This is a genomic window from Paenibacillus plantiphilus, from assembly GCF_927798095.1.
Lineage (GTDB): Bacteria > Bacillota > Bacilli > Paenibacillales > Paenibacillaceae > Paenibacillus_Z > Paenibacillus_Z plantiphilus.
Window position 1 is genome coordinate 54,601 of record NZ_CAKMMF010000024.1, and the last position, 22,780, is coordinate 77,380.

The window sequence follows — 22,780 nt, forward strand, 5'->3', positions numbered from 1 at the left end:
GGCATGGGGACCGGTTTTCGTTTCATTCATGCGGCTGATCTGCATGTAGACAGTCCGTTTCGGGGGCTGTCGGAGGTTCCGCCGCCTCTGCGCGAGGCGCTCCTGGCTTCGACGTTTGCTGCTGTTCAACGTTTGACAGAGATAGCGATTTCGAGCAATGCTGATTTTGTCATCATCGCCGGTGACCTGTATGATGCTGCTGATCGTTCGCTGCGCGCGCAGCTGGCGCTGCAGCGGGAATGGAAGAAGCTGCACGCCGCTGGCGTGGGGCTTTTTGTCATTCACGGCAATCATGATCATCTCTCCGGTGCAAGAGCGAATCTGGAGTGGCCGTCTTCGGTCAAGACATTCGGCTCTCGGGATGTGGAATGTGTTCCGGCTTACCGCAAGGATGGCGAGCTGGCGGCCTATGTTTATGGGATGTCCTATGGAACTAGGGCAGTAACGGAGAATATTGCTGCAAGGTATAAGCCTGGATCGGACGGGCCTTATCATATCGCCATTCTGCATGGCAATGTGGACGGGGATGCCGCCCATGATCCCTATGCGCCCTGCTCGCTCTCACAGCTGGCTGGGGCAGGCTTCCAATATTGGGCGCTTGGACATGTACATGGCCGCAGAGTGCTTCATACATATCCGCATATTGTATATGCGGGCAATACGCAAGGAAGGCATTCGCGGGAGTGTGGCGCAAAGGGCTGTTATATCGTCGATGTTGGCGCCGGGAATGAAACAGCTTTAACATTTGTAGCGCTTGATACTGTTCGATGGTTGGAATCGGAAGCGTCAATTGAAGGTCTGACAAATGAGCAGTCCTTGTTCGATGCGATTGAAAATTCCGTACTGGAGTCCATTGCGGAGAGCGGCGGCGGTCGTCATGTCATGATCAAGCTGCAGCTGACTGGTCGCGGAGCGATGCATAAACGGATCACTGACACTGACTACCTGCAGCAGCTGCGGGAAGGGCTGCAGGAGAGATTGGACGATAGCGAAGCGCTGCCGAAAGGACTGCAGGAGAGATCAGGTGAGGGTGAAGCGCTGCCGGAAGGACTGCAGGAGAGATTAGGCGATAGCGAGGCGCTGCGGGAAGGACTGCAGGAGAGATTAGGCGATAGCGAGGCGCTGCGGGAAGGACTGCAGGAGAGATTGAGCGAGGGTGGTCAGGTGCGGCCAATATGCTGGATTCATGCCATTGAAGCCAATACGGGCGCTGAGCTGGATGCAGCGGCTCTTGCAAGCGAGGACAGCTTTGCGGGTGAACTGCTGCGATTGAGCATGTCTCTTGAACACGATGCGGAGGAACGGTTGAGCTTTGAGGAGGAGGCACTGGGTCCGCTAATGTCAAATCCGAGATTGCGGAAGTTAATCCGTGAGAATATGAAGCTTGCATCGGACAGATGGCTTGTGCAGGCTCGTGAATTAGTAGCGGGGCTGTTGATTGACGACTCTAGTAGTCCGTCTTCATTGGCAGGAGAGTCCTTGAAGAAAGGAGAGGGTTAAGATGAGATGGGTCGGCATGCACGCAGAAGGCTTCGGCAAGCTGTATGATTCGCGGTTTCATCTGGATGCTCCCGTTACGATTATTTATGGACCGAATGAGGCGGGAAAAAGCACGACTTTAGCCTTTATCCGCACGATGCTTTACGGCTTCGCTACGCGGGCGAATGCAGTGGATCGCCAGGAGCCTGTCGCAGGAGGTCGTCATGGCGGCAGGTTGCTTTTTCGTGATGAATCCGGGAACTCTTACGTGCTGGAACGCTATGCAAACTCAGCGGGAAAGGTGACTTTAAGACGGACAGGCGAGGTTGAGGGCGCTCTTGTCAGCGATGACGTGCTGACAGGCTTGCGGAATGGTGCAGGAAGTGAGGGCAGGCTATTCCAAGTTGATGTCAAGAGTTCAAAGGGTGCAGGGCAAGCCGAGGTGCTGACTCAAGCGATGTGGGAAAAGCTTTATTTGGGCGGGGTCAATGATCGCGTATTTCGTGAGCTGTTCGCCATTACGTTGACGGAGCTTCAAGCCATCGGGATGCTGGAAGGCGATGAACTGGGCAAACAGCTCTATCACGCCGGATGGAGCGGCGGCGGGGCAATAGCGGGAACGGAGAAGCTGCTCGGCGGGCAGTTGGATGAGCTGTATCGGCCAAGAGGTGTCAATCAGCGGATCAATCGCTTAATTAAAGCGCTGGACGGAACAGAAGCTGCATTGCGCCAATTGGAAGACAGCATAACAGGATTTAATGAGCTGACGGACGCGCTTCGTCATTCGGAGCTTGCTTTGAGCGGGCTTGAGGACAGGCTGCCCGTTCTTCGGGAGCGGGCGCTTCTGCTGGAACGCGCTGTAGAGCTGCATCCTGTATGGGTAGAGCGTGCTGCGCTGCTGCGGGAGAAGGCCGATCTTCACTTGAACGGTCAAGTTCCCCTGGATGCCCGCAGCCGCTGGGAAGCGCATGCCGCTGAGCGGAACCGTATTCTTGATGAAAGGGAGCGGATCAAGCTGGCGTACGGTCATGACGAGCGTGCGCTGGAGCTGCTTCAATATGATGACAGGCTGATTGCGGCTGCTTCCGAGACTGAAGGGCTTGTCTTGTCTCTGGAGAGTATGCAAGCATTGCGATTGCAGAAGAGCGAGCTGTTTGCTGAGCAGAGAGAGCAGCTTGAAGAGCTGGAACGGCTGCTGCTGCGAATCGCTCCCAACTGGGGAGAGCGAGAGCTTCGCGCGCTGCATGTTACGATTGCTGAGCGTGAAGAGGTGCGCAAGGCGCGTATGTCGCTGTTGCAGGCGGATCGAGAGCGAGAACGGATTGCTGCAGAGCTGCGCGCATTGAGGGACAGCACTCGTGAGCTGTCCCTTCAGCTGGAGGAGTCAGGCGGCTTGGACGAGTCAGCATTGGTTGAAGGGCAGCGCAAGGCGCGAGAGCTGGATTCGAATGCGGGGGTTCGAGGGACGACAGCAACGATAGCGATGGCACAGTCAGGCGGGGCTAGAGAATCGATAGCACTGTCAGGCAGGACTAGGGAAGCGATAGGAGAGTCAGGCAAGACTAGGGAAGCGATAGGAGAGTCAGGCGGGACTAGGGAAGCGATAGGAGAGTCAGGCAAGACTAGGGAAGCGATAGGAGAGTCAGGCAAGACTAGGGAAGCGATAGGAGAGTCAGGTGAGATTAGAGAATCGATAGCAGAGCTGAGGGAGACAGGCGAGGCGGCCCTATGGCAAAAACAGGCACGAGGAGCGGATGTATTTGTGCTGCTGCCTGCGACGTCGAACGGGCTGCGGCATGCAGCACGGGTATTCGAGGATGCATGGCGTGAATGGGAGCTGGAGAAGGTGCGCTCCCAGCATGGGAATGGCGAAGTCGTCACGGAGGGACGAAGCCCGGTCGTGCTGTGGGCGGCCGCAATTGCTTTGGCGGCCGCTGCGGGCTTGCTCGCTGCAGGCGGCTGGACGGTTGCTGCAGCCGCCGCAGGCGCTGCCGCGCTCGCGCTCGCTGCAGCTGCGCTGCTGCGTGCGCGGGAAGCGCGCTCCGCGCGGCCGAGCGGCGCTGTGCGCGCGGGCCGTCGCGGCAATGCGCCGCGGCGCACTGCCGGCGGCGCAGCGGCCGAGCAAGCCGCCGCCGCTGCGCAGGCGCGGCTTGCCGCAGCCGAGCGCCGCGTCGCGGCCGCGCTCGGCGCGCTCGTTCGCGAGCCGGAGGCGGCGCTCGCCGCGCTGCTCGCAAATGCAGCGGCAGATGCCGGGCCGCTCGCCGCGAACGGGCAGCGAGCGCCTTCCGCTTCGCGGGAGCAGCTGCGCGCCGCGATCGACGCGCGGCTTGACGCGCTTCGCGACAGCGAGCATGTCGCCGAGCGGCGGCAAGAGCATTTGCGCGCGCTGGCGCGGCTGCGCGCGCAAGAAGCAGCAGCGCAGGCAGCCGCAAATGAGGCGGCTTCCAGCGCTGGGGCAATCGCGCTTGCATGGCGCGATTGGCTGGCCGCACGCTCGCTCCCGTCAACACTGTCGCCAGAGGCGGCAATGGAGACCTTCGACTTGGCGGAGCAAGCGATGCAGCGTCTGCAAGCTAGAGACAGAATCGCAGTCAAGCTGGCTGTGATTGAGGCCCAGCTTGCAGCATTCGAAGCTGCTGCAAGCGAGCTTGCTGCCGCGTTCACAACCGTAACACGCGGCGCGAACGGCGATCTGGCAGCATCGCTGCGCATGCTGCAGGCGGAAGCTCGCAAGGGAGCAGAAGCAAGGCAGCGGGCGATCGAGCTTCGAGCTCGAATGACGGACCTTGCGCTGCGCAGTGATGAATGCAATGCCGTGCTGCAGCGGCTTGATACGCAGCGTGACGAATGGTATCGGCAAGCGGGGGTGGCGGATGAGTCCAGTTGGCTTGCTGCGATCATGAAGTCCGAGCGTTTGCATGAGATCAATACGGAGTGCTATCGGCTTGATGCGAAATGGACTGCGGGGATGACGGAAGCGCAGCGCGGCCAGCTTGAGAGCTGGTATGAGGAAGCGGATCATGCAGTGCTAGAGCAGATGAGAGAGGCTGCCAGCAACGAGCTAAGACAAGCAGAGGCTGCCAGAACCGAATGGATTGAGACAACAGGAAGACAGCGGCAAAAGCTGGAGGCGATGCTGCAGCACAATGATCGGCAGCGGCTTATTGCAGACCGCGAGGAGAAGACAGCGGCGCTCGAAGGGCTGGTATCGCGATATGCGCTATTGTCCTTTGGCATGACGATGATACGGCGAACCAAGCGGATCATGGAGGAGCAGCGCCAGCCCGCCGTTCTTCGCGAAGCATCGCGCATGATGGAGAAAATGTCTGGAGGCAAATATATACGCATATCCGTTCCGGAGGGCGAGCAGACGATCGGGCTTGAGACGTCTGACGGATACACGGTGGACAGCAAATTTTTGAGCAGGGGTACTGCTGAGCAGTTGTACCTGGCAATGCGGTTCGCTTTGGCAGATGAGGCGGCGGTCACAGTGAATATGCCGATGATTCTTGACGATCTCTTCGTCAATTTTGACCGCTCTCGCCTGGAAGCCGTCGTTGAGGTGCTCGCCGAGCTTGCGCAGCGGCGTCAGCTCGTGCTGCTCACCTGCCATGAGCATATCCGCGATCTGCTGATGGACAGGCTGAGCGGCGCGAAGCTGGTACATTTGGCTTGATCCGAAACAATCGGATTAGTGCCTTCGCGGCGGCTTATGGCGAATAAGCAGGACAAGCCACCCAAGGCTTATTAATCCGAACAATGGATACAGGGTCGACAGCAACGGACCGAATCCGATCTGGCTGGCAAAATAACAAAGCACCAGCACGATAAACGTCAGCCATGTGCGAGAGATGGAAAACCGCTCCTCCAGCTGTAGTGAGAGCCCATATACATCTGCGATAAGCGTCGTGAAAATTTCCGAGAATATGAGGAAAATATAAAAGATTTGCACACCGTAGCCAACCTCGCGCGCGATTCCGCCCATCGGAATCGCGAATTGCTGAATGCCCGGCATATAGACAGACAGCGCAATATGGCTGGCAAGCAGCATGAAGCCAATCCCGAGACCGCCGATCCAGGAGCCCAGGATGATCGTTTTGCGATCGCCAATCTGTGCGCCGAGCGGGACAAGCACAGCCTGTGACATGGAGAGGTTGAAGGCAGCATAGAGGAATGGAGAAGCCCATACGGCAAACAACGAATGATCGCTCGTAAGTATCATCCATCTGCTTGCCCCAGGCGTCTGAATCGTATCTATAATGATAATGACAGTGAACAACAGCATGATTGGCACAACAATCGAGTTCACGGTCAAAATAGCGCCCATTCCTTTGCGGACAAGAAAGAAACAGCCGACCATCGTGATGAGCAGACCGATCTGGTACGACATATTCCAATGCTCAGAGAAGATTGCGCCAGCGCCTGCAAGCATGACAGCATTGACTCCGAACAGGATGACCAGCATGAAATGACTGACCCACCGTCCGTTTCGTTCCCCGAACAGCGCCTTATTGACATCCTCATAGGATCTGGCTGTAATGTCGCATGCGATCAGCATCATTTTGGAGCCGAGCCATATAAACAATGCCGTTGACAGCAGGATCGTCAGAGCGCCCCAATAGCCGAAACGCGTGAAAAATTGCAATATCTCTTGTCCGGTTGCGAAACCCGCGCCGACAATCGTACCCATGTACGTAGAAGCGATTTGCAGCACTTTAACGAATCTCTTCATTGAATTTGACCTGCCTTTCGGACTCGTCCTTCTCCTATAGAAGGTATGTCCGATGGAGGACAGGCATGACTACAAAAAAAATCGCCCCCATGCTAAACGGCCTCAGGCCGATTAACAACGGGAACGATTCATGATCTGCTCATAAAGCCGGTGCAGCACGTCTAGGCCGGTGCAGTCATAAAGAAGAGCTTGATCGAAATAATCTCATTCTTGTCAGGGTCCATATCAAGCTTGAGCAATGCACCTGCCGCCTTGTAGGAGAGTACGCTCGCCGTGTGCGTATCCGGCTTGCCGAGTGCTTTGATTGCCGCATTCTCGGTGTCTCCGATTCGCAGTCCATTCAAGTCAGTAACCGTCCCGCTATCAAACACTTCTATGAACCTTACCTTCTTATCTTTGCCATATCCGATAGAGAAGCCTGTATATTCATGAATCGTTAATGTTTCGTTCTCGTCCTCGATAGAGTACTTCTCCACAGGCTTGCCCAGCTTGCGCTCTGTTGCTGCTTGCGCATCACCGATTCCGACTCCGTGAAGCTTGGGAGAGCTTGAATCCCACTTGTTCTCGGACTTGGCGGCGCTTGGAGCGGTCTTGGTCCCGGAGGAGGACTCTGCCTGGGCAGAAGGCACATCCGAAACGCCATCTTCAAGAATGGTATTGACGACCGGATTCGAGCTGTTGTCTGAATGGTTATACACTTTTTGTGGACTGTCGGTTGTCTTGGCAAGTCCTGACGAGCTTATTCCCGTATCGCTTACCGGAATATGTCTGTCGGTCTCAGTCTGACAGCCTGCGACGAGAATTGAAAGTAGAGCGATTGCGGCGGTACGAGCCGCGATGCGAACGGTAGCTTGATTCATTCGGGTATAACACCTCCTGCCAATTGGCATTGCGTGTGACGCTATGTAACCACTACTAAATTAAACGCAGCGAGTGGAAAAAAGTTGCAGCCGTTTCGAATGGATTTTAATGGATTAATAAGACTATAGGTTGCGAAGGGGCACTTCCGTATGGTACGTTAACGGAAAAAGCTTTTCGTTTGGAGGAAACAGGGTGGAACTGTTAAAAGAACGCATATTGCGGGAAGCTACTGTTATAAATAACGATGTGTTAAAGCTTGACGCACTTATTAATCATCAGGTAGATCCCATGCTAATGCAGGAATTGGGCAAGGAATTCGCGCGACGGTTCAAAGAGCATTCGATTACGAAGGTCATTACGGTGGAATCTTCCGGCATACCAGCTGCCTTTACAACTGCGTTGGCGCTGGGCGTGCCGCTAGTATTCGCTCGCCGCAAAAAAACGTTGATCGCTGATCCGGATGCGCTTTGCGAGCGTGTGCCATCCTTTACGAAAGGAATTGTGACGGACATTATGGTATCCCGTCAATTTCTGACGGAGGAGGATTCTGTTCTCTTTATTGATGATATTATTGCCAATGGCGATGCAGCACGAGGACTCATCAAAATTATTGAACGCTCAGGAGCGAAGCTGGCTGGCGTAGGCATTCTCGTAGAGAAATCATTCCAGGCTGGAGCCAGAACGATTCGGGAGCAGGGTATTAAGGTGGAATCGCTCGTCAAAATTTCATCACTGGAAGATGGAAAAATCACCTTTGAATAAAATTCTACATCTTATTCCAGAATAAGCACCTTTTCGACTATCAAATTTTGTCTTATAATGTTTGTAAGTGACCGAGGGGAGGCACATTATGATGGGGAAACTTTCTTCTAATGATTTTCTGCAGAATAAGCTATCTGATGCCAAAAATCATTTCGAGCGTGCGCTCGACTGCAAGCATACCGAATTCGATGACTTGTATCCGTACATGATCGAGCATCCGCAATTTTTCTGGTATAAGAGGTATGTAGCCTGGTCGGAGTTGTTGACAATTGTTAAGCTTTGCGTGGAGCTGGAGATTGAATGGCAGGAGCATTTCACTGCGAAGCAAGCAGAATATATTACGAGCCGGGTTATGTCGTCCCGTGTTCTGGATGAATGGTATGAGACTACGGATTCCAAGGAACAAGTAAGCTAATAATTGAATAAGCGTCAATCAGGACCTCGATGAATGCGACTGCAGCGCATTGAGGTCCTTTGCATATTACGATTCAGCAGTAATGCGAAAGAGGCGATAGCGTGATTTCCGAGCAGCAATTGGATCAATTTCGAGTGGATGGTAGTCGTATAAGAGTAGTGCGGGACGCTCATGAGAGCAATGATGTTGTTGGGATCGTCGTGGCATGGGATGCTGAAAGTGTTGTGATCAGAAAGGCGAATCGAAGAGTTGTGAAGGTTAGCCGCAGCTATGTGATCGAGCCTGCAGAACAGCCCAGAAGCAATGTGCTCCAGCATTCAGAGCAGGATTCTCTGCAGGATACATAAAGGAAACGAATGCCCGCTTGTTTCGTATCATTCAATATAATCAAATGCGCATTGCGCTGTAAGCAAATGGAGGCTGCTACTATGAAATGTCCAGTTTGTGAGAATGTTCGCATGAGGGAAGTGGAGAAGGACGGCGTCATGATTGATGTTTGTCCGGATTGCAAGGGAGTTTGGCTGGACCGTGGAGAGCTGGATAAGCTGATGCAAGGGATACGGGAGTTGCAGAGCGATTACAACAAAATGGAGCAGCAGGCGAACAGACCGCCACAGAGCGGCCCTGTCAACATGGGTCAAGCTCCGTCACAGCAGCAGCCCGGACAGCCGCAAGGCTCCAATGGCGGCTACGTGAATCCTTCCTTCCAGCAAGGACAACCGGGTGCGTATGGCAACGGCCAGCAGCCGCAGCAAGGCGGCTATGGCCAACAACAAGTGCCGCCGCCCCAATCCGGACAGTACGGCAATTACCAGCAGGGCTATGGCAGTCATTCCAAGCACGAGATACACTACAATAAGTACGGCCACCCTTATAAGAAGAAAAAAACGATGCTCGATGTATTAGGCAATTTGTTTGATTAATGCCCGGTAACGGACAATAGAAGCTCCAGCCAATACCGTCCATATGCCCCCTGAGAGGGATATAGGGATGACATTGGCTGGAGCCTTTTCATTCCATGAATGCGATGCGAGGTATGATGGCTTGCTTGTTATTCCATTCGTTCAAACTGTGTTGCTGTTCTGATTTGATCTCTCATATGGAAGCTGAGCAGCCATAAGCGTACCTTGTCGCCGACCCTTAGCTCTGCTGCAGAATTTTTCGGAGTGCCGTTAGCAGACTTGGACCTGTCGGTCAAATGGACGACTTGTTGGTTACCGAGAGTGAGCTTGAAAGTGTTCGGCTCATCTTGAAGGGGCTCGATAGCTGTTAGGATGCCTTCCAGATCGTGGCTGTTTTCCTCTGATTTCACGACAACGAGCTCAAGCGCCGATGTTTGGCCAGGATAGCTTTCGAGCATCAGTCCATTCCCCCACACATCAACGGTCTGGCCAATCTTCATGTCTGCCAGTACCAACGGTTCATCTGAACCGCTCTGGACCAATCGGGTGTCCGTCTCTTCGATCGAATACCAGGCCGCATCTGGCATTGTTTGGGCGTTATCGATCATATGTGATGGATCGACAATAAGCAAACGTTTCCCCGTCTCATCAATATCCTCAATGCGCCCGCGCATATTCGGCTGCTCCTGAAGTATGAATTGTTGAATATCCAGCTTGAATGTCGCGCCTGCCGTGCTGTAAATATGTTGCTTGAGCTGTTCCAGCTCGTCGTCAGACAGTTTCTCGCGATGATTGTGCCGTTGGCGAACTTCCAGGTATACGGTATCGGCATCCGACCAGCCGCTCATCTTCTGAACATTATACTTGTCAAAAACACTATCCATTTTGTATACAAGGTTCTGCATGTCTTCGATTGCTTGCGGAGAGGAGGCGGCAGGTTTCTTGTCGGATGGAGCGGTCCCATTCGAGGCTGGCGCGGAGCAGCCAGAGGCAGCTGCCAATGCAGCGGAGACAACCGTTGCAAGCAGGATGAGTCGGACAGAATTGTTCATATGATGCACCCCCTTATACGTATTCATGCCATTATCGACGTTCTTAAAGTGGGAAAGGTTACATGAGCTATCATATTGTCATTATTGTTTGAAAATTAGAACTTCATCCGCGTTCCTTGACTTCGCCATTACCCGGTGATAAGATAATAAACGTGATTCAGAGACGGTTACCGTTCATGAATCCGAGCATACGCGGTCGTGGCGGAATTGGCAGACGCGCTAGATTCAGGTTCTAGTGTCAGCAATGACGTGGAGGTTCGAGTCCTCTCGACCGCATCCCTTAAACAAACCCGAGAAGCCTGGTAAGCTAAGGCTTCTTTTTTGTGTTGAGATTCGGATGTTTGAGGTTTAAATTCCTTTTTCTATTTGTTCAAGGTTGCGAATTGTAAATAGACAAATTATCGATTTTATTTACAAAATTTAAATTGTAAAATAAAGTTAAATATAGACAAAAACATTTTTGGAAATAGTTAATATTTTATTATTTTATTAGAAATTGTATCGTTTTACAAAAAATAAACTTGAATCAATGATAAAATGATCATTGACTAGGTTTTTAGGCCAAAATATAATTAAATTAGTAACGACCATGTCGATATTGACTTTATTTGTCTGACTATCGAGATGGCGTGAAGAGAAGTAATTTTTGAAAGCGTTTTATTCATTGTCGTATTGCTGATTGAGGAATTGTTTATCGCACGATTATAGACACATAGGCTGCCGGCCTAGCATTCCAGTAAAGAAGAGGAAGGGGTTGATCCGTTAGTGATGTTGACTAGGGAGCAAATTTTAATAGGGAGGCGTTACTGGCTAAATCACTTGTCCGGTGAAATTCCCCGCTCGGGATTGCCAGTCCAGTATCCGAAATCATCTGTTTTTGAACAAGCGGTCTACACGCATGAGTTTCCAAGGGATCTATCGAGTCGACTGCTGCAGATAGGCAAAGGAAAGAAGGTTGCTCTCTATATCGCTCTGCTCGCGGGGTTTCAAGCATGGCTAGCCAAGGTGAACGGAGGCCAGTCGGATATCGCGGTGACGATTCCCGTGCTTCCGGTTTCTGCTGATGATGTTCTAGGAAGATCGATCATCGTTCGGAATGAAGTTCTGCTTGAAGCAACATTCAGAGAAACGCTCGAACGCGTCAAAGGGACGGTAACGGATGGGTACAGGCATCAGTATATCGGCTTGCACGAGATCAACGAGCAGCTGGGATTGCAGAAGGAAGAGATGTTATCGACGCCGCTTGCGATTGCGATGTCTGGCCTGCACGAGGACGCTGACATTCGTTTGCTATGCAAAGGAAAACATGAGGTCGTTATTGTAGCAGAGGACTCCTCTGATGAGATGATTGTGAAGTTTCACTATAATGGTCGGTTGTTTGCTCCTGAAGCGATGGAGATTTATGCCCGCAGCTTCATGCTTGCATTGCAGCAATATTTAGCTGCTCCTGACAAGCCTGTAGGCGAAGCGCTTCTCCTTCCGAAGGAGGAGGGTGAGCAGCTGATCGAAACGTTCAATGCTACCGATGCAGCCTATTCCAGCGAGCTGACTATTCCTGCGCTCATTGAAAGACAAGCGCTGCTTGCTCCTCATCATATTGCGGTCTGCTCGCAGGGCGCAGAGATGACATATGGGGAGCTGAACGAAAGAGCAAACCGGCTTGCCGGTCTGCTTATTCATCAAGGCATCGGCCCAGGCTCGTATGTGGCTGTCCTGCTGGATCGGTCCGTAGAGATCATTATTAGTGTCTTAGGGATTCTTAAAGCAGGAGCCGCATATGTGCCGATCGAACCCGGATTTCCGAAGGCCAGAATCGAAACGATTCTGAGAAGTCTTCCTATTCGGTGCATAGTCACCAAAACCGCGGTCATGCGGCCTTTTCAAGAGTTGATTTGGAAAATAGAGCATGTGCAGGACGTTGTGTATATGGATGTAACGTCACTTCAGCCGCCTGCGGAAGGAGTGGATGTGGAGAGGTTCGGCAATTTGTGGGATCGTGTCGCTGAGGAGTCCGTCGATCGCGTTACGGCGGGCGGGTTTATTAGCAGCTACAGCGGCTTGCCCTTCTCCGAGGCGGAGGTGGACGAATATCGCGACCGTGTCGTGGAATTGGCCAGCCCCTATATCTCGGGTCAGTCCAGCGTGCTTGAGATCGGCTGCGGTTCCGGTCTGATTGCTTTTAGCATCGCACCTATGGTCGAGCGGTTTGTTGGCGTTGATCCATCCAAGCGCATGCTGGAGATGAATCGTACGCGATCGGCAGAGCTTGGGCTAACGAATTCGGAATGGCTGGAGGGTTACGCGCTTCAAATCGGCGAGATGGACGAGGGCAGCTTTGATCTCATTATGATTGCAAGTGCGGCGCAGTTTTTCCCCGGATACTTTTATTTCGAGCAGGTTGTGCGGGAAGCGATTCGCTGTCTCAAGCCTGGCGGAGCGCTGATTATCGCAGACGTTATGGACTTGCGGCGGAAAGAGATGTTTCGAGATAGTCTCCTGGCGTATAGGAAGCAGCAAGGGATGGCGGCTTATACAGGAGCGCAGTCCGATCAGGATTTGTATTGCGATGAGGGCTTCTTCGTTGATTTGCAGTGCCGTATTCCGGATATCGGGCATACAGAGATTATGCACAGAGAGGAAGGCTTTAACAACGAGCTGGCGTACCGTTATGATGTAGTCGTGCGCAAGGGAACGGATATCGGACAGGGAGAAGCTGCCATTACGGAAGAAGAGCGGATCGCCCGCTCTCGCAAAAGAAGCTGGACGCTGGCTCATATCGACCAATTTTCCAATGAGGCTCCTCGTACAGAGCTGACTTCGGAGCATGAGGCCTACGTTATTTTCACATCGGGTACAACCGGAACGCCTAAGGGTGTAGTCGTCCGCCATCGTCCAGTCATCAATCTCATCGAATGGATCAATCGGACGTTCGGCGTTGGCGCGCAGGATCGACTGCTGTTTGTCACCTCGCTTTGCTTCGATCTCTCGGTCTATGATATTTTCGGCACGCTTGCTTCAGGAGGATCGATTCGAATTGCTTCAGAGGATGAGCTTGCCGATCGTGAGCGTCTGCTGGAAATTGTTCGCCATGAGCCGATTACGTTCTGGGATTCTGCGCCGGCAGCTCTGCAGCAGCTTGCTACATTAATGGAGATCAACAGTGATAACATGATACCGAATCTCAATCTTCGTCTTGTATTCCTGAGCGGCGACTGGATTCCGCTGACATTGCCTGATGTTCTGGCAAAGCATTTTCCGAACGTGCAGGTTGTGGCTCTCGGAGGTGCAACGGAGGCGACTGTCTGGTCCAATTATTATCCGGTACGCAAGGTGGAGGAGCATTGGGTCAGCATTCCGTATGGAACGCCGATTCAGAACGCCAGGTACTATGTGCTGGATTCTAATCTTCAGCCTTGTCCACCGTTTGTTCCTGGAGATTTGTTTATCGGGGGAGAATGTCTGGCGTCGGGGTATACGGACCAGCGCATAACGGAGGAGCGGTTTATTGCTGATCCCTATCGGAAGCAGGAGGTCGCCGGTGCAAAGATGTACAGAACGGGCGACTTGGCCAGATGGATGCCGGATGGCGTCATTGAATTTCTTGGACGGAGCGACCATCAAGTGAAAATTCGCGGTTATCGGATCGAGCTGGGGGATATTCAAGCACAGCTATTGAAGCATCCGCGCGTGCGCGAAGTGCTCGTAACAGATTGGACGGATTCGAACGGGAGCAAAGCATTGTGCGCTTATTATACTTCGAGCGGTGATTTGCCTTACGGTGAATTGAAGGAGTATTTGGCCAGCATACTCCCTGACTATATGATTCCATCCTATTTCGTCCCATTGCCAGCGATGCCGATAACGGCGAACGGGAAGATCAACCGCAGCGCATTGCCCGCTCCGCAGAACCATATCGGCAACAGTGATTGCTATGAAGCGCCGGAGAATCCGCAAGAGGAGAGATTGGCGCAAATTTGGCAGGAAGTGCTGAGCTTGGAGCGGGTTGGCGTATTGGACGATTTTTACGCATTGGGCGGAGATTCGCTTAAGGCTGTTCAAGTCGTGGCAAAGGCCAGCGAGTACAAAGTGGCCATCGGTTTGAGAGATATGCTGCAATACAGAACGATTCGCGAAATTGTGCAAGCCGGAGGAGGTCAGCTCCTGGGCGATGCCGCAGCTGGAATCGCGGCTGCCGCTGAATGTGAGCCGGAGTGTGCGATAGAAGCATCCAATGAGAATACAAAGAGATATAACGTCCAATTCGATGACAGTGTGGAAGAGATCCCTTATTACTATCCATGCTTAATGGGGGCGATATATACAAAATTGCGCCATGAGACAGGTTATCCGATTCCGAGAGGCTTTCTGCCCGTTGGCAGGGGATTAGGTACGATCATATTCAGTGTTCCAAAGTCTGGGGAAATGGTAGATCGGCTGCTGCTTGACGATGTTCGGGATATTCCGGGATTTGACTTGTCCGCCAAGCTCGGCATTGAAGGCAAGCCGCTAAGCTTTGATTCAGTCGAGGAGGTCATGGCGTGGTGTGAGGAACGGATGCGTGAAGGCCAATTGCCCATAGGAGTCGGCACAACGTATTATTTGAATTATTCTCATGATTATTTGATGGACGAGGATCAATTTGCGGACAAATTGCTGGAAACTGAATTGGCGACTTTGTCCAGCAATGAAGCGGGAATCCATCACTCCCACATGTTTTTGCTGGTTGATCATACGGATCGCGGCTACAAGGTTTATGACAGCACCTATAATTTTTTTGGAATGATTCCTGATGACGAAGCAAGGCGTTCGGTTGCCGGCGCAGGCAACATGGAATTTCTGAAACGTTATCCGCTGAAATACGCGAATGCGCAAAATTTGGTCATCGATGTAAGCTTTGAGCGGTTCCAGCCTATTCCGCTGCAGCAGCTGGCGCTGGAGCTTCTGGAGAAGCATATTCAATATTATACTTCTTCCGAGCCAATCGAGCATGAGAACGAAGGAAGAGTGCTCTATAGCGGCTTTGCGGCTTTCCAGCCATTCCGGGAGCTGCTTGAGGATGCGTTCTTGCAAGAGGATTTCCATGTGGAGCTATACAACTTTGTTGTTTTCTGGTTGAGAAAGTGGAAATACACGTATATGTTCTTCAGAGATTTTCTGTTGGACGCAGCGCGGCTCTTGAGCCTGCCTTCACTTGCGGCGTTGACCGAAAGTGTGGAGGCTTCGATTAAGCATTTAGGCAATTTATTCGATCGGCTGCTGGGCAGCATTGACACTATCAATGAAATGCCTGCCGAAATACAGGCAAGTCTTCAACTCGTATTGGACGGTTTGGTGACGATTGAACAGGAGCAAAGGAAGGCGCTGACCAGCCTGCAAAGCGAACTGGAGCAGCAACAGACGAGCGGCAGTAGTATACGTTGAACGATAAGCTATTGTGGTGGAATTGACAGACGCGCTGGATTCAAGATCTAGTGTCAGTGTCAGCAATGACGTGGAAGCTCGTGTCCTCTGGGCCGCATCCATACGAACAGAGGTTTCAGCTCATGTGGCTGAAACCTCTGTTCGTTGATAGGGGCTATTTTTTGAAACCAATTCATATATTCTGCGTACGAAATCATTGTGAAGGGAGGACAACGATTCATATTAAATAGGTTGAAAAAGTTTCTTACAATCAAGTTTCTAATCATCCGGAGGTGAATCCCTCAAGCGAGGGAACGTATTGGACATAGGCATCGTAATCAATCTTTTATTAGTAGCGTTATTAATCTTCCTGACTGCATTTTTCGTCGGGTCCGAATTTGCCGTAGTTAAAGTCAGAATGTCCAGAATTGAACAGTTAATTGCTGAAGGCAACAAAAAAGCGTTGGCGGCTAAACGGCTGGTCACGGATTTGGACTACTATCTGTCCGCCTGTCAGTTGGGGATTACGGTAACGGCCCTTGGACTGGGCGCGCTCGGAGAACCGACGGTGGAAAAGCTGCTGCACCCTGTATTTATTGAGCTTCAAATTCCTGAGGCGTGGTCGGGCATTATTTCCATAGCGCTCGCACTATCCATAATGACCTTTCTTCATGTCGTTATTGGAGAGCTTGCCCCCAAGACGCTGGCTATTCAGTATGCTGAACGCATGACCTTGATGCTTGCGCGTCCGTTGGTTTTATTTGGAAAAATCCTTTTTCCACTGATTTGGACACTCAACGGATCTGCACGAATTATGCTGCGAGCGTTTGGCGTTAAGCCTGCCGGACATGAACAGGCACATTCCGAGGAAGAATTGAAAATTATTATGGCTCAAAGTTTTCAAAGCGGAGAAATTAATCAAGCTGAGCTTTCCTATATGCAAAATATATTTGCTTTCGACGAGCGTGTCTCCAAAGATATTATGGTTCCCAGACGGCAGATGATTGTGATGGACCAAGATATGGACAAGGAGCAAATTCTTCAAATGATTGACGAGCATCGCTATACACGTTACCCTGTAACAAAAGATGGTGACAAGGACAGAATTGTCGGCTTTGTCAATGCTAAGGAGCTCGCAACGAATATTGCGCTAGGACGACCGTACATGCTTGCTAAACATATACATGAAATTGATATCATTCATGAAGGCTCGCCATTGCAAGAAGTGATGGTGAAAATGCAAAAAAAAGGTGTCCATATTGCGCTTGTTATTGATGAGTATGGCGGGACAGCGGGCTTTATTACGCTGGAGGACATTTTGGAGGAAATTGTCGGAGAAATCCGCGATGAATTTGATAAAGATGAAATTCCGGATATTGTTAGAAAAAGTGAGAACGAGTACCGCATCAGTGGACGGGTACTCTTGATCGACCTTGAAGAGCAATTCGGAGTTGCTTTTGACAATAGCTACAATGTCGACACAATAGGAGGTTGGCTGCAGACCCAAATGACGTCTACCGACGGTAAGCTGCAAGCGGTTATCCAAGGCAAGCAATGCTGGAGAGTCGTTGAAATGGACAATCATCAAATTGTAACTGTTTCGCTTGAGATCAGAAGCGGTTCGGACAAGGAATCGACTGAAACGGACTAACTTTACAATCGCCCTTCAGAAAGTAATTTCTGAAGGGTTTAATCTTGAGGTGAATGGAAAAGGATTATGCGAGGCAGTGTAGAAGAAATAGATATGCATTCAGGAAAGGGCTCGGGTAAAATGAAAACGATTACGGTGGAACAACTGCAACAAAAATTAAAGCTGGAGGTGCTGGCAGGTGAGGATCAATTGCAGCGTTTGATTACTCATCCCAAAGCGCATCGCCCTGGCCTGGAGTTCGTCGGTTATTTCGATTTCTTCCCCATGAATCGCGTGCAGGTGCTTGGCAGGAAGGAAATCACTTATTTGCATAAGCAGTCAGAGGAAGAACGCAATCTGCATATCGGCAATGTCGTGAAGTATCATCCGCCTTGTTTTATCGTTACGGCCAAGCAGGAGGGCCTTAAATATTTGATGATTTATTGTCAGCAGGAAGGAATTCCGCTCCTGCGGACGGAAGATACGACATCAGAGTTTCTGGGCAAGCTGGATGCTTATCTTGTTCAAGCATTGGCCCCGCAAATAGCTGTACACGGCGTATGCATGAACATTTCGGGCATCGGAGTTTTGCTTAGAGGAAAGTCAGGAATTGGCAAGAGCGAGACGGCGCATACACTTATTCGCAGGGGACACCGCCTTGTCGCGGATGATATTGTGGTGCTGAAGAAGCTTGGCCCGCACACGCTTCTCGGCACTCATAATGAAACGACCAGGGAGTTTCTGGCGCTTCGCAGCATTGGTCTTATTAATGTTGTTCGCTTGTATGGGAGGAAAGCGTTTCAGGACGAAACGCGGATTGTCCTCGATATCCTGCTAAGCTCGTGGCAAGATCAAGCATTAAACAATGAACTGGAGCTTGAGCCATCATCTACGGAATATTTGGGTGTGCAGATTCCGCATATTGAAATTCAGCTGCAGCCTGGACGAGATGTTGCAGGTATGATCGAGGCAGCTGCGAACAGCTGGTACTTGAAGCAGCAGGGCTACAGCGCGGCTGAGGAATTCTTGAAGCGGATTGAAGAAGAAATGAAATGAAATCTCTTAGCAGCAACTAAGAAGCTTGCACAAGGGCCTGAAAAGGTCCATTATGCCCGGTTCGATCCCAAGAACGATAAGGTTGCCCAATTGCTTTATCGCACTATCAAAAAAGCAGCTATATGCTATGCGGAGTTACATCTTCGCTAGATAGCTGCTTTTTTGCGTTAACCGGAGGGGAGCTGCCTGCCAGCTGTATAAAAGACGTACGCTCCCTCTATTCTATGGTACGATAGGAATTGGGAAATGATTGGATATTAAAACATGATAAAAGAGGAGGCAAATGAAATGGGAAAAATGAAGATGAATATGGGGGGATTGTTGAAAATTGCTTTATGCTTGCTGCTGCTGGCATCACCGCTGCTGTCTGGCGGGGCAGGTACGGTTCGTGCTGATGGGGCGTCAGCATTCGAAAGGGTACTGCCGCTCGGGCCTGACGGCAGCAACAGCGGACGCTTCGAGAGGGTGAATGATGTCGCGGTAGCCTCGAACGGAGACGTCTATGTCGTCGATATTGCCTACGATACCATTATGAAATACGATGCCTCTGGCAGCTTTGTATCGAGCTGGGGCGGATATGACTCGCTGGGAGGAAAAGGGAAATTTAACGGGGTGCGCGGGATTGCAGTGGATACCGTCGGCAACGTGTACACGGTTGAGGTTAACGGGAACAGAGTCCAGAAGTTTGACGGCAATGGAGCCTTTATAAAGCAATGGGGCAGAAATGGAACGGCTGACGGCCAGTTTCGGGAACCGACAGATATTGCTGTTGACAGCATCGGCAATATTTACGTGACGGAAGGCGGGAGCAGCAACAGGGTTCAAAAATTCACTTCGGACGGTGTCTTTGTTGCGAAATGGGGCGGCAGCGGCACAGGCAACGGGCAGTTTATGTCCCCGCAAGCGATCGCTATTGACAGCAATAATCATGTATATGTTGGTGAGTCCAGCGGCAGCCGCGTGCAAAAGTTCACTTCGGGGGGTGTTTATGTTGCGCAATGGGGCAGCGCCGGAGATGGAGACGGCCAGTTTAACGCAATTAGCGGGCTGACGGTAGACGGTGCAGGCAATGTTTATGTAGCCGATAAAGTTACCCTATTTGATAGGAATACGATGAGGAATGTTTACAGCAAAAATCGTATTCAAAAATTCAGCTCCGACGGCGACTTCTTGCTACAATGGGGCGGAGACGGAGCTGCGGATGACAAGTTTACGCAATTAAACGGCTTGGCCATTGACAGCAATGGAAGCATCTATGCCGCCGACGGCAGTCTTGGACGGGTTCAACTATTTGACGGAACGGGCTCTTATGAGAGAAGCTTGCTGAGCTACAGCGTTCGCACCGGCTATTTCAAAATGCCGATGGGAATTGCCGTCGACGAAAGCCGCAACATGTATGTCGCCGATACGATCAACAACCGCATTCAAAAGTTTGATGCAGCGGGGGTCTTCATTGCCGAGTGGGGAGGATCAGGAGAGCTGAACGGTCAATTCAAGACGCCAAGCGGTATGGCCATTGACAGCTATGGCAATGTGTATGTGGCGGATAGCGGCAATCACCGGATACAAAAATTCGCTTCGGACGGAACCTTCATCTCGAAGCTGGGAACTGGAAGCGCTACAATCGCAGATGGCGGATTCTCTCATCCAGGTGGGGTGGCGGTTGACAGCAACGGAAATATTTATGTGGCGGACAGCGGCAATAACCGGATGCAGAAATTCGATGCTGCGGGAACCTTTGTTATGAAATGGGGCAGTATGGGCAGTGAAGAGGGACAGATGAGAGTCCCGGCGGGAGTGGCGGTCGATGGCAGCGGCAATGTCTTTGTCGCCGACACGAACAATCATCGCGTGCAAATCTTTGACAGTCAGGGCGGTTTTATTGCGGCATTTGGCGGAGATGAGCCCTCTGGCGGGGACGGGCCGTTTGGCGAAGAAGGGCCATTGGACGGTTATTTCAGCAGTCCCCAGGGCGTTGCAATCGACAGCAGCGGCAATGTTTATGTAAGCGATTCCAATAACTATCGGGTTCAACAGTTCAAGAAGAGCGGATCTTCTTATACATTCGAGAAGCTATGGGGGCAAAGGGGCTCTGACAACGGCCAGTTTTATATGGCTAGCGGCATTGCGGTGGACGATGGAGGCAATGTCTATGTCGCTGATACCGGCAACCATCGTATTCAAAAGCTGACGCAGGAGCCGCCAATCGTTGATTCGGAGCTGACCGGTCTGACGATCAGCGAGGGCCAATTGTCGCCGGATTTTGCGAGTAATACCGGGGTCTACACGGCTAGTGTAGCCCATACTGTCTATAGCCTCGTTGTGACACCGACTGCGGCTCATCCCGCAGCGGCAATCAAAGTGAATGAAGCCGCCGCATCCAGCGGCGCAGGAAGCGTGGTTGCTTTAAACACAGGCTCCAACACGATCGAGATCGTCGTGACAGGGCCGAGCAGCGCCCAACAAACGTATAAGATTGATGTGACGAGGGAGCCTTCATCCAATGCCGGATTGAGCAGCCTTGCGCTTAGCGACGGAAGCCTGTCGCCAGCATTCACGACTGGCACGCTGAATTATGAGGTCAGCGTGGATGAGGACGTTTCCAGCATGGTGATAACGGCTGTCACAGCCGACAGCGAGGCCGAGGTCAATGTAAACGGGAATCCGGCGGCTAGCGGGGTTGGAACTGTCGTGAGCCTGCTTCCCGGGAGCAATGTCATTCCGATAGCAGTCCGGGCGGCGGACGGAACGGAGCAAATTTATTGCGTTACAGTTATGCGTAATGTATCCTCGAACGCCGATTTGCTCAGTCTGTCTTTGAGCGAAGGGTCGCTCTCTCCTGCTTTCGCTAGCGATAACGAGAACTATACTGCAAGCGTAGATCACGCAAAGGCAAGTCTTTCTGTTACGGCGACGGTATCAGACCTCGTATATAGCACAGCAGCAGTCTCTGTTTACTCCAGCGGAAATGGAGACGTAACGACAGGACCGCTCTCTTTGTCAAGCGGCATACCTTCAGCAACGCTGCCGTTGGAAGTCGGCGACAATCGGATTGGGCTAAGTGTTACGGCACAGGATGGCACGCTGAACACATACACGGTGATCGTGACCAGGGCGGCGGACGATTCTTCTCCTTCTTTGCCCTCTTCACCTGGTTATAGTGGAAGCGGGAATGGGGGGGATGGCGGTGGAGGGACTGGATCTATCAACCCTTTCGAGGTCATCGTTAATGAGCAAAATCAAGAGCGGCTGGCGGTCGGGAGTATCCGGGAGGAGAATGGTCGGGTTGTGGCTTCCGCCATGCTGGATGCGTCTAAAGTAAGAGCGCTGCTGCTTGAGGGCAGAGGGGATATGCCAAAAATACGGGTAGCGGTAAATTCCCCGGCAGATATTGTATCGGTAGGATTGACAGGGGATGTAGTCAAAGCGATGGGAAGCAAGCAGGCCGTTCTGGAAATACAATCTATGATCGGGAGCTACAGATTGCCGGCAGCGGAGATTGCGGCCGCCAGTTTATTAGAGCAGTTCGGTGAGGATGCGCCTTTGCCTAGCATCTTGATACAAGTAGAAATTGCGAAAAGTACAGAGGACAAGCTTAAACAGCTTGCGGACAATGCGAGGTCGGGAGGTTATTCTCTGGTTGGCGAGCCGGTAGACTTCACGGTAAGCGCATCTTATAACGGCCGGACAATCGCGATGGAACGGTTCAATAAATATGTGGAGCGTGAAATTCCGTTGCCTGTCAGCGTTCTTCCGGGCGACGTCACTACGGCAGTCGTGCTGGATGCAAGCGGATCGCTGCGGCATGCGCCGACCTATGTGACAGAGCGCAGCGGTTCATATTCCGCTGTCATAAGCAGCCTGACCAACAGCAGTTATTCCCTTGTATCGCACAAGGCGTCCTTTGCGGATATGGAGGGTCATTGGGCTGAAGAAGCGGTGAAAAATATGGCTTCAAGGCTGATCGTGAATGGCGTCGATAGAGAGCATTTTCGCCCAGAGGCCGCAGTAACGCGCGCGGAGTTTGTGGCGATGGTTATACGCGCTCTTGGGCTGGCGGCTCATACAGGGGACAAGATATATGCTGATGTAAGTGCAGAGGCATGGTATGCCGGAGCTGTAAGAGAAGCGCATGAATATAGTCTTGTTCAAGGCTACGAAGACGGGACGTTCCGCCCGCAGGAGACGATTCGCAGGGAAGAGGCTGCGATCATTATGGCCCGGGGGCTGCCGCTGACAGGAACAGAAGCGCCGGTCTTGAGCGCTGCGGAGACGAATAGCTTGCTGTCCAGATTTGCCGATGGCGGCAAAGTCGGGAGCTGGGCCAGAGCCGCTGTTGCCGGCGTTTTGAAAAACGGATTGCTGAAGGGCTCTGACAAGGGACTGCTGCCGGGAAGCGCCGTCACCCGTGCGGAAGCCGCGGTGATGCTGGGGCGGCTACTGATGAAATCTGGGCTTATCGAGAACAGGAGCCTCAATTAATTGCAGCTC

13 protein-coding genes and 1 tRNA gene are annotated in these 22,780 nt (G+C 51.8%); 11 read left to right on the forward strand and 3 right to left on the reverse strand.

The features are described 5' to 3' along the window. Positions 1-3: 3 nt before the first annotated feature. Together L6H65_RS19280 and L6H65_RS19285 are read left to right on the forward strand one after the other, a co-directional pair. On the forward strand, positions 4-1,500 hold the full coding sequence (locus L6H65_RS19280; RefSeq protein WP_236344291.1) for a metallophosphoesterase family protein: 1,497 nt from the start codon (positions 4-6) through the stop codon (positions 1,498-1,500). A gap of 1 nt (position 1,501) precedes the next feature. After that, on the forward strand, positions 1,502-5,155 hold the full coding sequence (locus L6H65_RS19285; RefSeq protein ID WP_236344292.1) for an AAA family ATPase: 3,654 nt from the start codon (positions 1,502-1,504) through the stop codon (positions 5,153-5,155). Positions 5,156-5,170: 15 nt separating this feature from the next. Here the strand turns inward: L6H65_RS19285 and L6H65_RS19290 are convergent, their stop codons facing one another. Together L6H65_RS19290 and L6H65_RS19295 are read right to left on the reverse strand one after the other, a co-directional pair. Next, positions 5,171-6,211 (reverse strand): YkvI family membrane protein, encoded by a 1,041-nt coding sequence (locus tag L6H65_RS19290; RefSeq protein ID WP_236344293.1) that lies wholly within the window; start codon positions 6,209-6,211, stop codon positions 5,171-5,173. Between the two features lie 161 nt (positions 6,212-6,372). Then, positions 6,373-7,071, reverse strand: coding sequence for a hypothetical protein (locus L6H65_RS19295; RefSeq protein ID WP_236344294.1), 699 nt, complete (start codon positions 7,069-7,071; stop codon positions 6,373-6,375). Positions 7,072-7,264: 193 nt separating this feature from the next. Here L6H65_RS19295 and L6H65_RS19300 point away from each other — a divergent pair, with 193 nt between their 5' ends. From L6H65_RS19300 to L6H65_RS26830, 4 genes are all read left to right on the forward strand, one after another. After that, positions 7,265-7,834, forward strand: coding sequence for a xanthine phosphoribosyltransferase (locus tag L6H65_RS19300; RefSeq protein WP_236344295.1), 570 nt, complete (start codon positions 7,265-7,267; stop codon positions 7,832-7,834). A gap of 91 nt (positions 7,835-7,925) precedes the next feature. Beyond that, a complete protein-coding gene (locus L6H65_RS19305; RefSeq protein WP_236344322.1) occupies positions 7,926-8,249 on the forward strand; it encodes a hypothetical protein in 324 nt (107 codons plus the stop codon). 101 nt (positions 8,250-8,350) lie between these two features. Further along, a complete protein-coding gene (locus L6H65_RS19310; RefSeq protein ID WP_236344296.1) occupies positions 8,351-8,596 on the forward strand; it encodes a hypothetical protein in 246 nt (81 codons plus the stop codon). Between the two features lie 81 nt (positions 8,597-8,677). Then, a complete protein-coding gene (locus L6H65_RS26830) occupies positions 8,678-9,172 on the forward strand; it encodes a TFIIB-type zinc ribbon-containing protein (protein ID WP_371877738.1) in 495 nt (164 codons plus the stop codon). 128 nt (positions 9,173-9,300) lie between these two features. On the opposite strand, the gene L6H65_RS19320 is transcribed toward L6H65_RS26830, so the two are convergent. Then, positions 9,301-10,203, reverse strand: coding sequence for a DUF3221 domain-containing protein (locus tag L6H65_RS19320; RefSeq protein WP_236344297.1), 903 nt, complete (start codon positions 10,201-10,203; stop codon positions 9,301-9,303). 192 nt (positions 10,204-10,395) lie between these two features. Here L6H65_RS19320 and L6H65_RS19325 point away from each other — a divergent pair. The 5 genes from L6H65_RS19325 to L6H65_RS19345 all read left to right on the forward strand — a co-directional run bounded on the left by L6H65_RS19325 (position 10,396) and on the right by L6H65_RS19345 (position 22,771). After that, a tRNA-Leu gene (locus L6H65_RS19325) sits at positions 10,396-10,479 on the forward strand. A 492-nt stretch (positions 10,480-10,971) separates the two neighbouring features. Beyond that, the gene (locus L6H65_RS19330; protein WP_236344323.1) at positions 10,972-15,624 is read left to right on the forward strand and encodes a non-ribosomal peptide synthetase; all 4,653 of its coding nucleotides are present in this window, start codon (positions 10,972-10,974) and stop codon (positions 15,622-15,624) included. Between the two features lie 298 nt (positions 15,625-15,922). Further along, positions 15,923-17,254, forward strand: coding sequence for a hemolysin family protein (locus L6H65_RS19335; RefSeq protein WP_236344298.1), 1,332 nt, complete (start codon positions 15,923-15,925; stop codon positions 17,252-17,254). A gap of 120 nt (positions 17,255-17,374) precedes the next feature. Continuing rightward, positions 17,375-18,289 carry an HPr(Ser) kinase/phosphatase gene (gene hprK, locus L6H65_RS19340; protein WP_236344324.1) on the forward strand — a complete coding sequence of 305 codons (915 nt, stop codon included), beginning with the start codon at positions 17,375-17,377 and terminating at the stop codon, positions 18,287-18,289. A gap of 288 nt (positions 18,290-18,577) precedes the next feature. Then, positions 18,578-22,771, forward strand: a complete 4,194-nt coding sequence (locus tag L6H65_RS19345) for a cadherin-like beta sandwich domain-containing protein (protein WP_236344299.1) — start codon at positions 18,578-18,580, stop codon at positions 22,769-22,771. The last annotated feature ends 9 nt before the right edge of the window (positions 22,772-22,780 follow it).

Bases quoted from the DNA above. Each gene is read 5' to 3' on its own strand.
- L6H65_RS19290 (WP_236344293.1), bottom strand. From the start codon at position 6,211: ATGAAGAGATTCGTTAAAGTGCTGCAAATCGCTTCTACGTACATGGGT.
- L6H65_RS19305 (WP_236344322.1), top strand. From the start codon at position 7,926: ATGGGGAAACTTTCTTCTAATGATTTTCTGCAGAATAAGCTATCTGAT.
- L6H65_RS19295 (WP_236344294.1), bottom strand. From the start codon at position 7,071: ATGAATCAAGCTACCGTTCGCATCGCGGCTCGTACCGCCGCAATCGCT.
- L6H65_RS19330 (WP_236344323.1), top strand. From the start codon at position 10,972: ATGTTGACTAGGGAGCAAATTTTAATAGGGAGGCGTTACTGGCTAAAT.
- L6H65_RS19345 (WP_236344299.1), top strand. From the start codon at position 18,578: ATGGGAAAAATGAAGATGAATATGGGGGGATTGTTGAAAATTGCTTTA.
- L6H65_RS19320 (WP_236344297.1), bottom strand. From the start codon at position 10,203: ATGAACAATTCTGTCCGACTCATCCTGCTTGCAACGGTTGTCTCCGCT.
- hprK (WP_236344324.1), top strand. From the start codon at position 17,375: ATGAAAACGATTACGGTGGAACAACTGCAACAAAAATTAAAGCTGGAG.
- L6H65_RS19285 (WP_236344292.1), top strand. From the start codon at position 1,502: ATGAGATGGGTCGGCATGCACGCAGAAGGCTTCGGCAAGCTGTATGAT.
- L6H65_RS19280 (WP_236344291.1), top strand. From the start codon at position 4: ATGGGGACCGGTTTTCGTTTCATTCATGCGGCTGATCTGCATGTAGAC.
- L6H65_RS26830 (WP_371877738.1), top strand. From the start codon at position 8,678: ATGAAATGTCCAGTTTGTGAGAATGTTCGCATGAGGGAAGTGGAGAAG.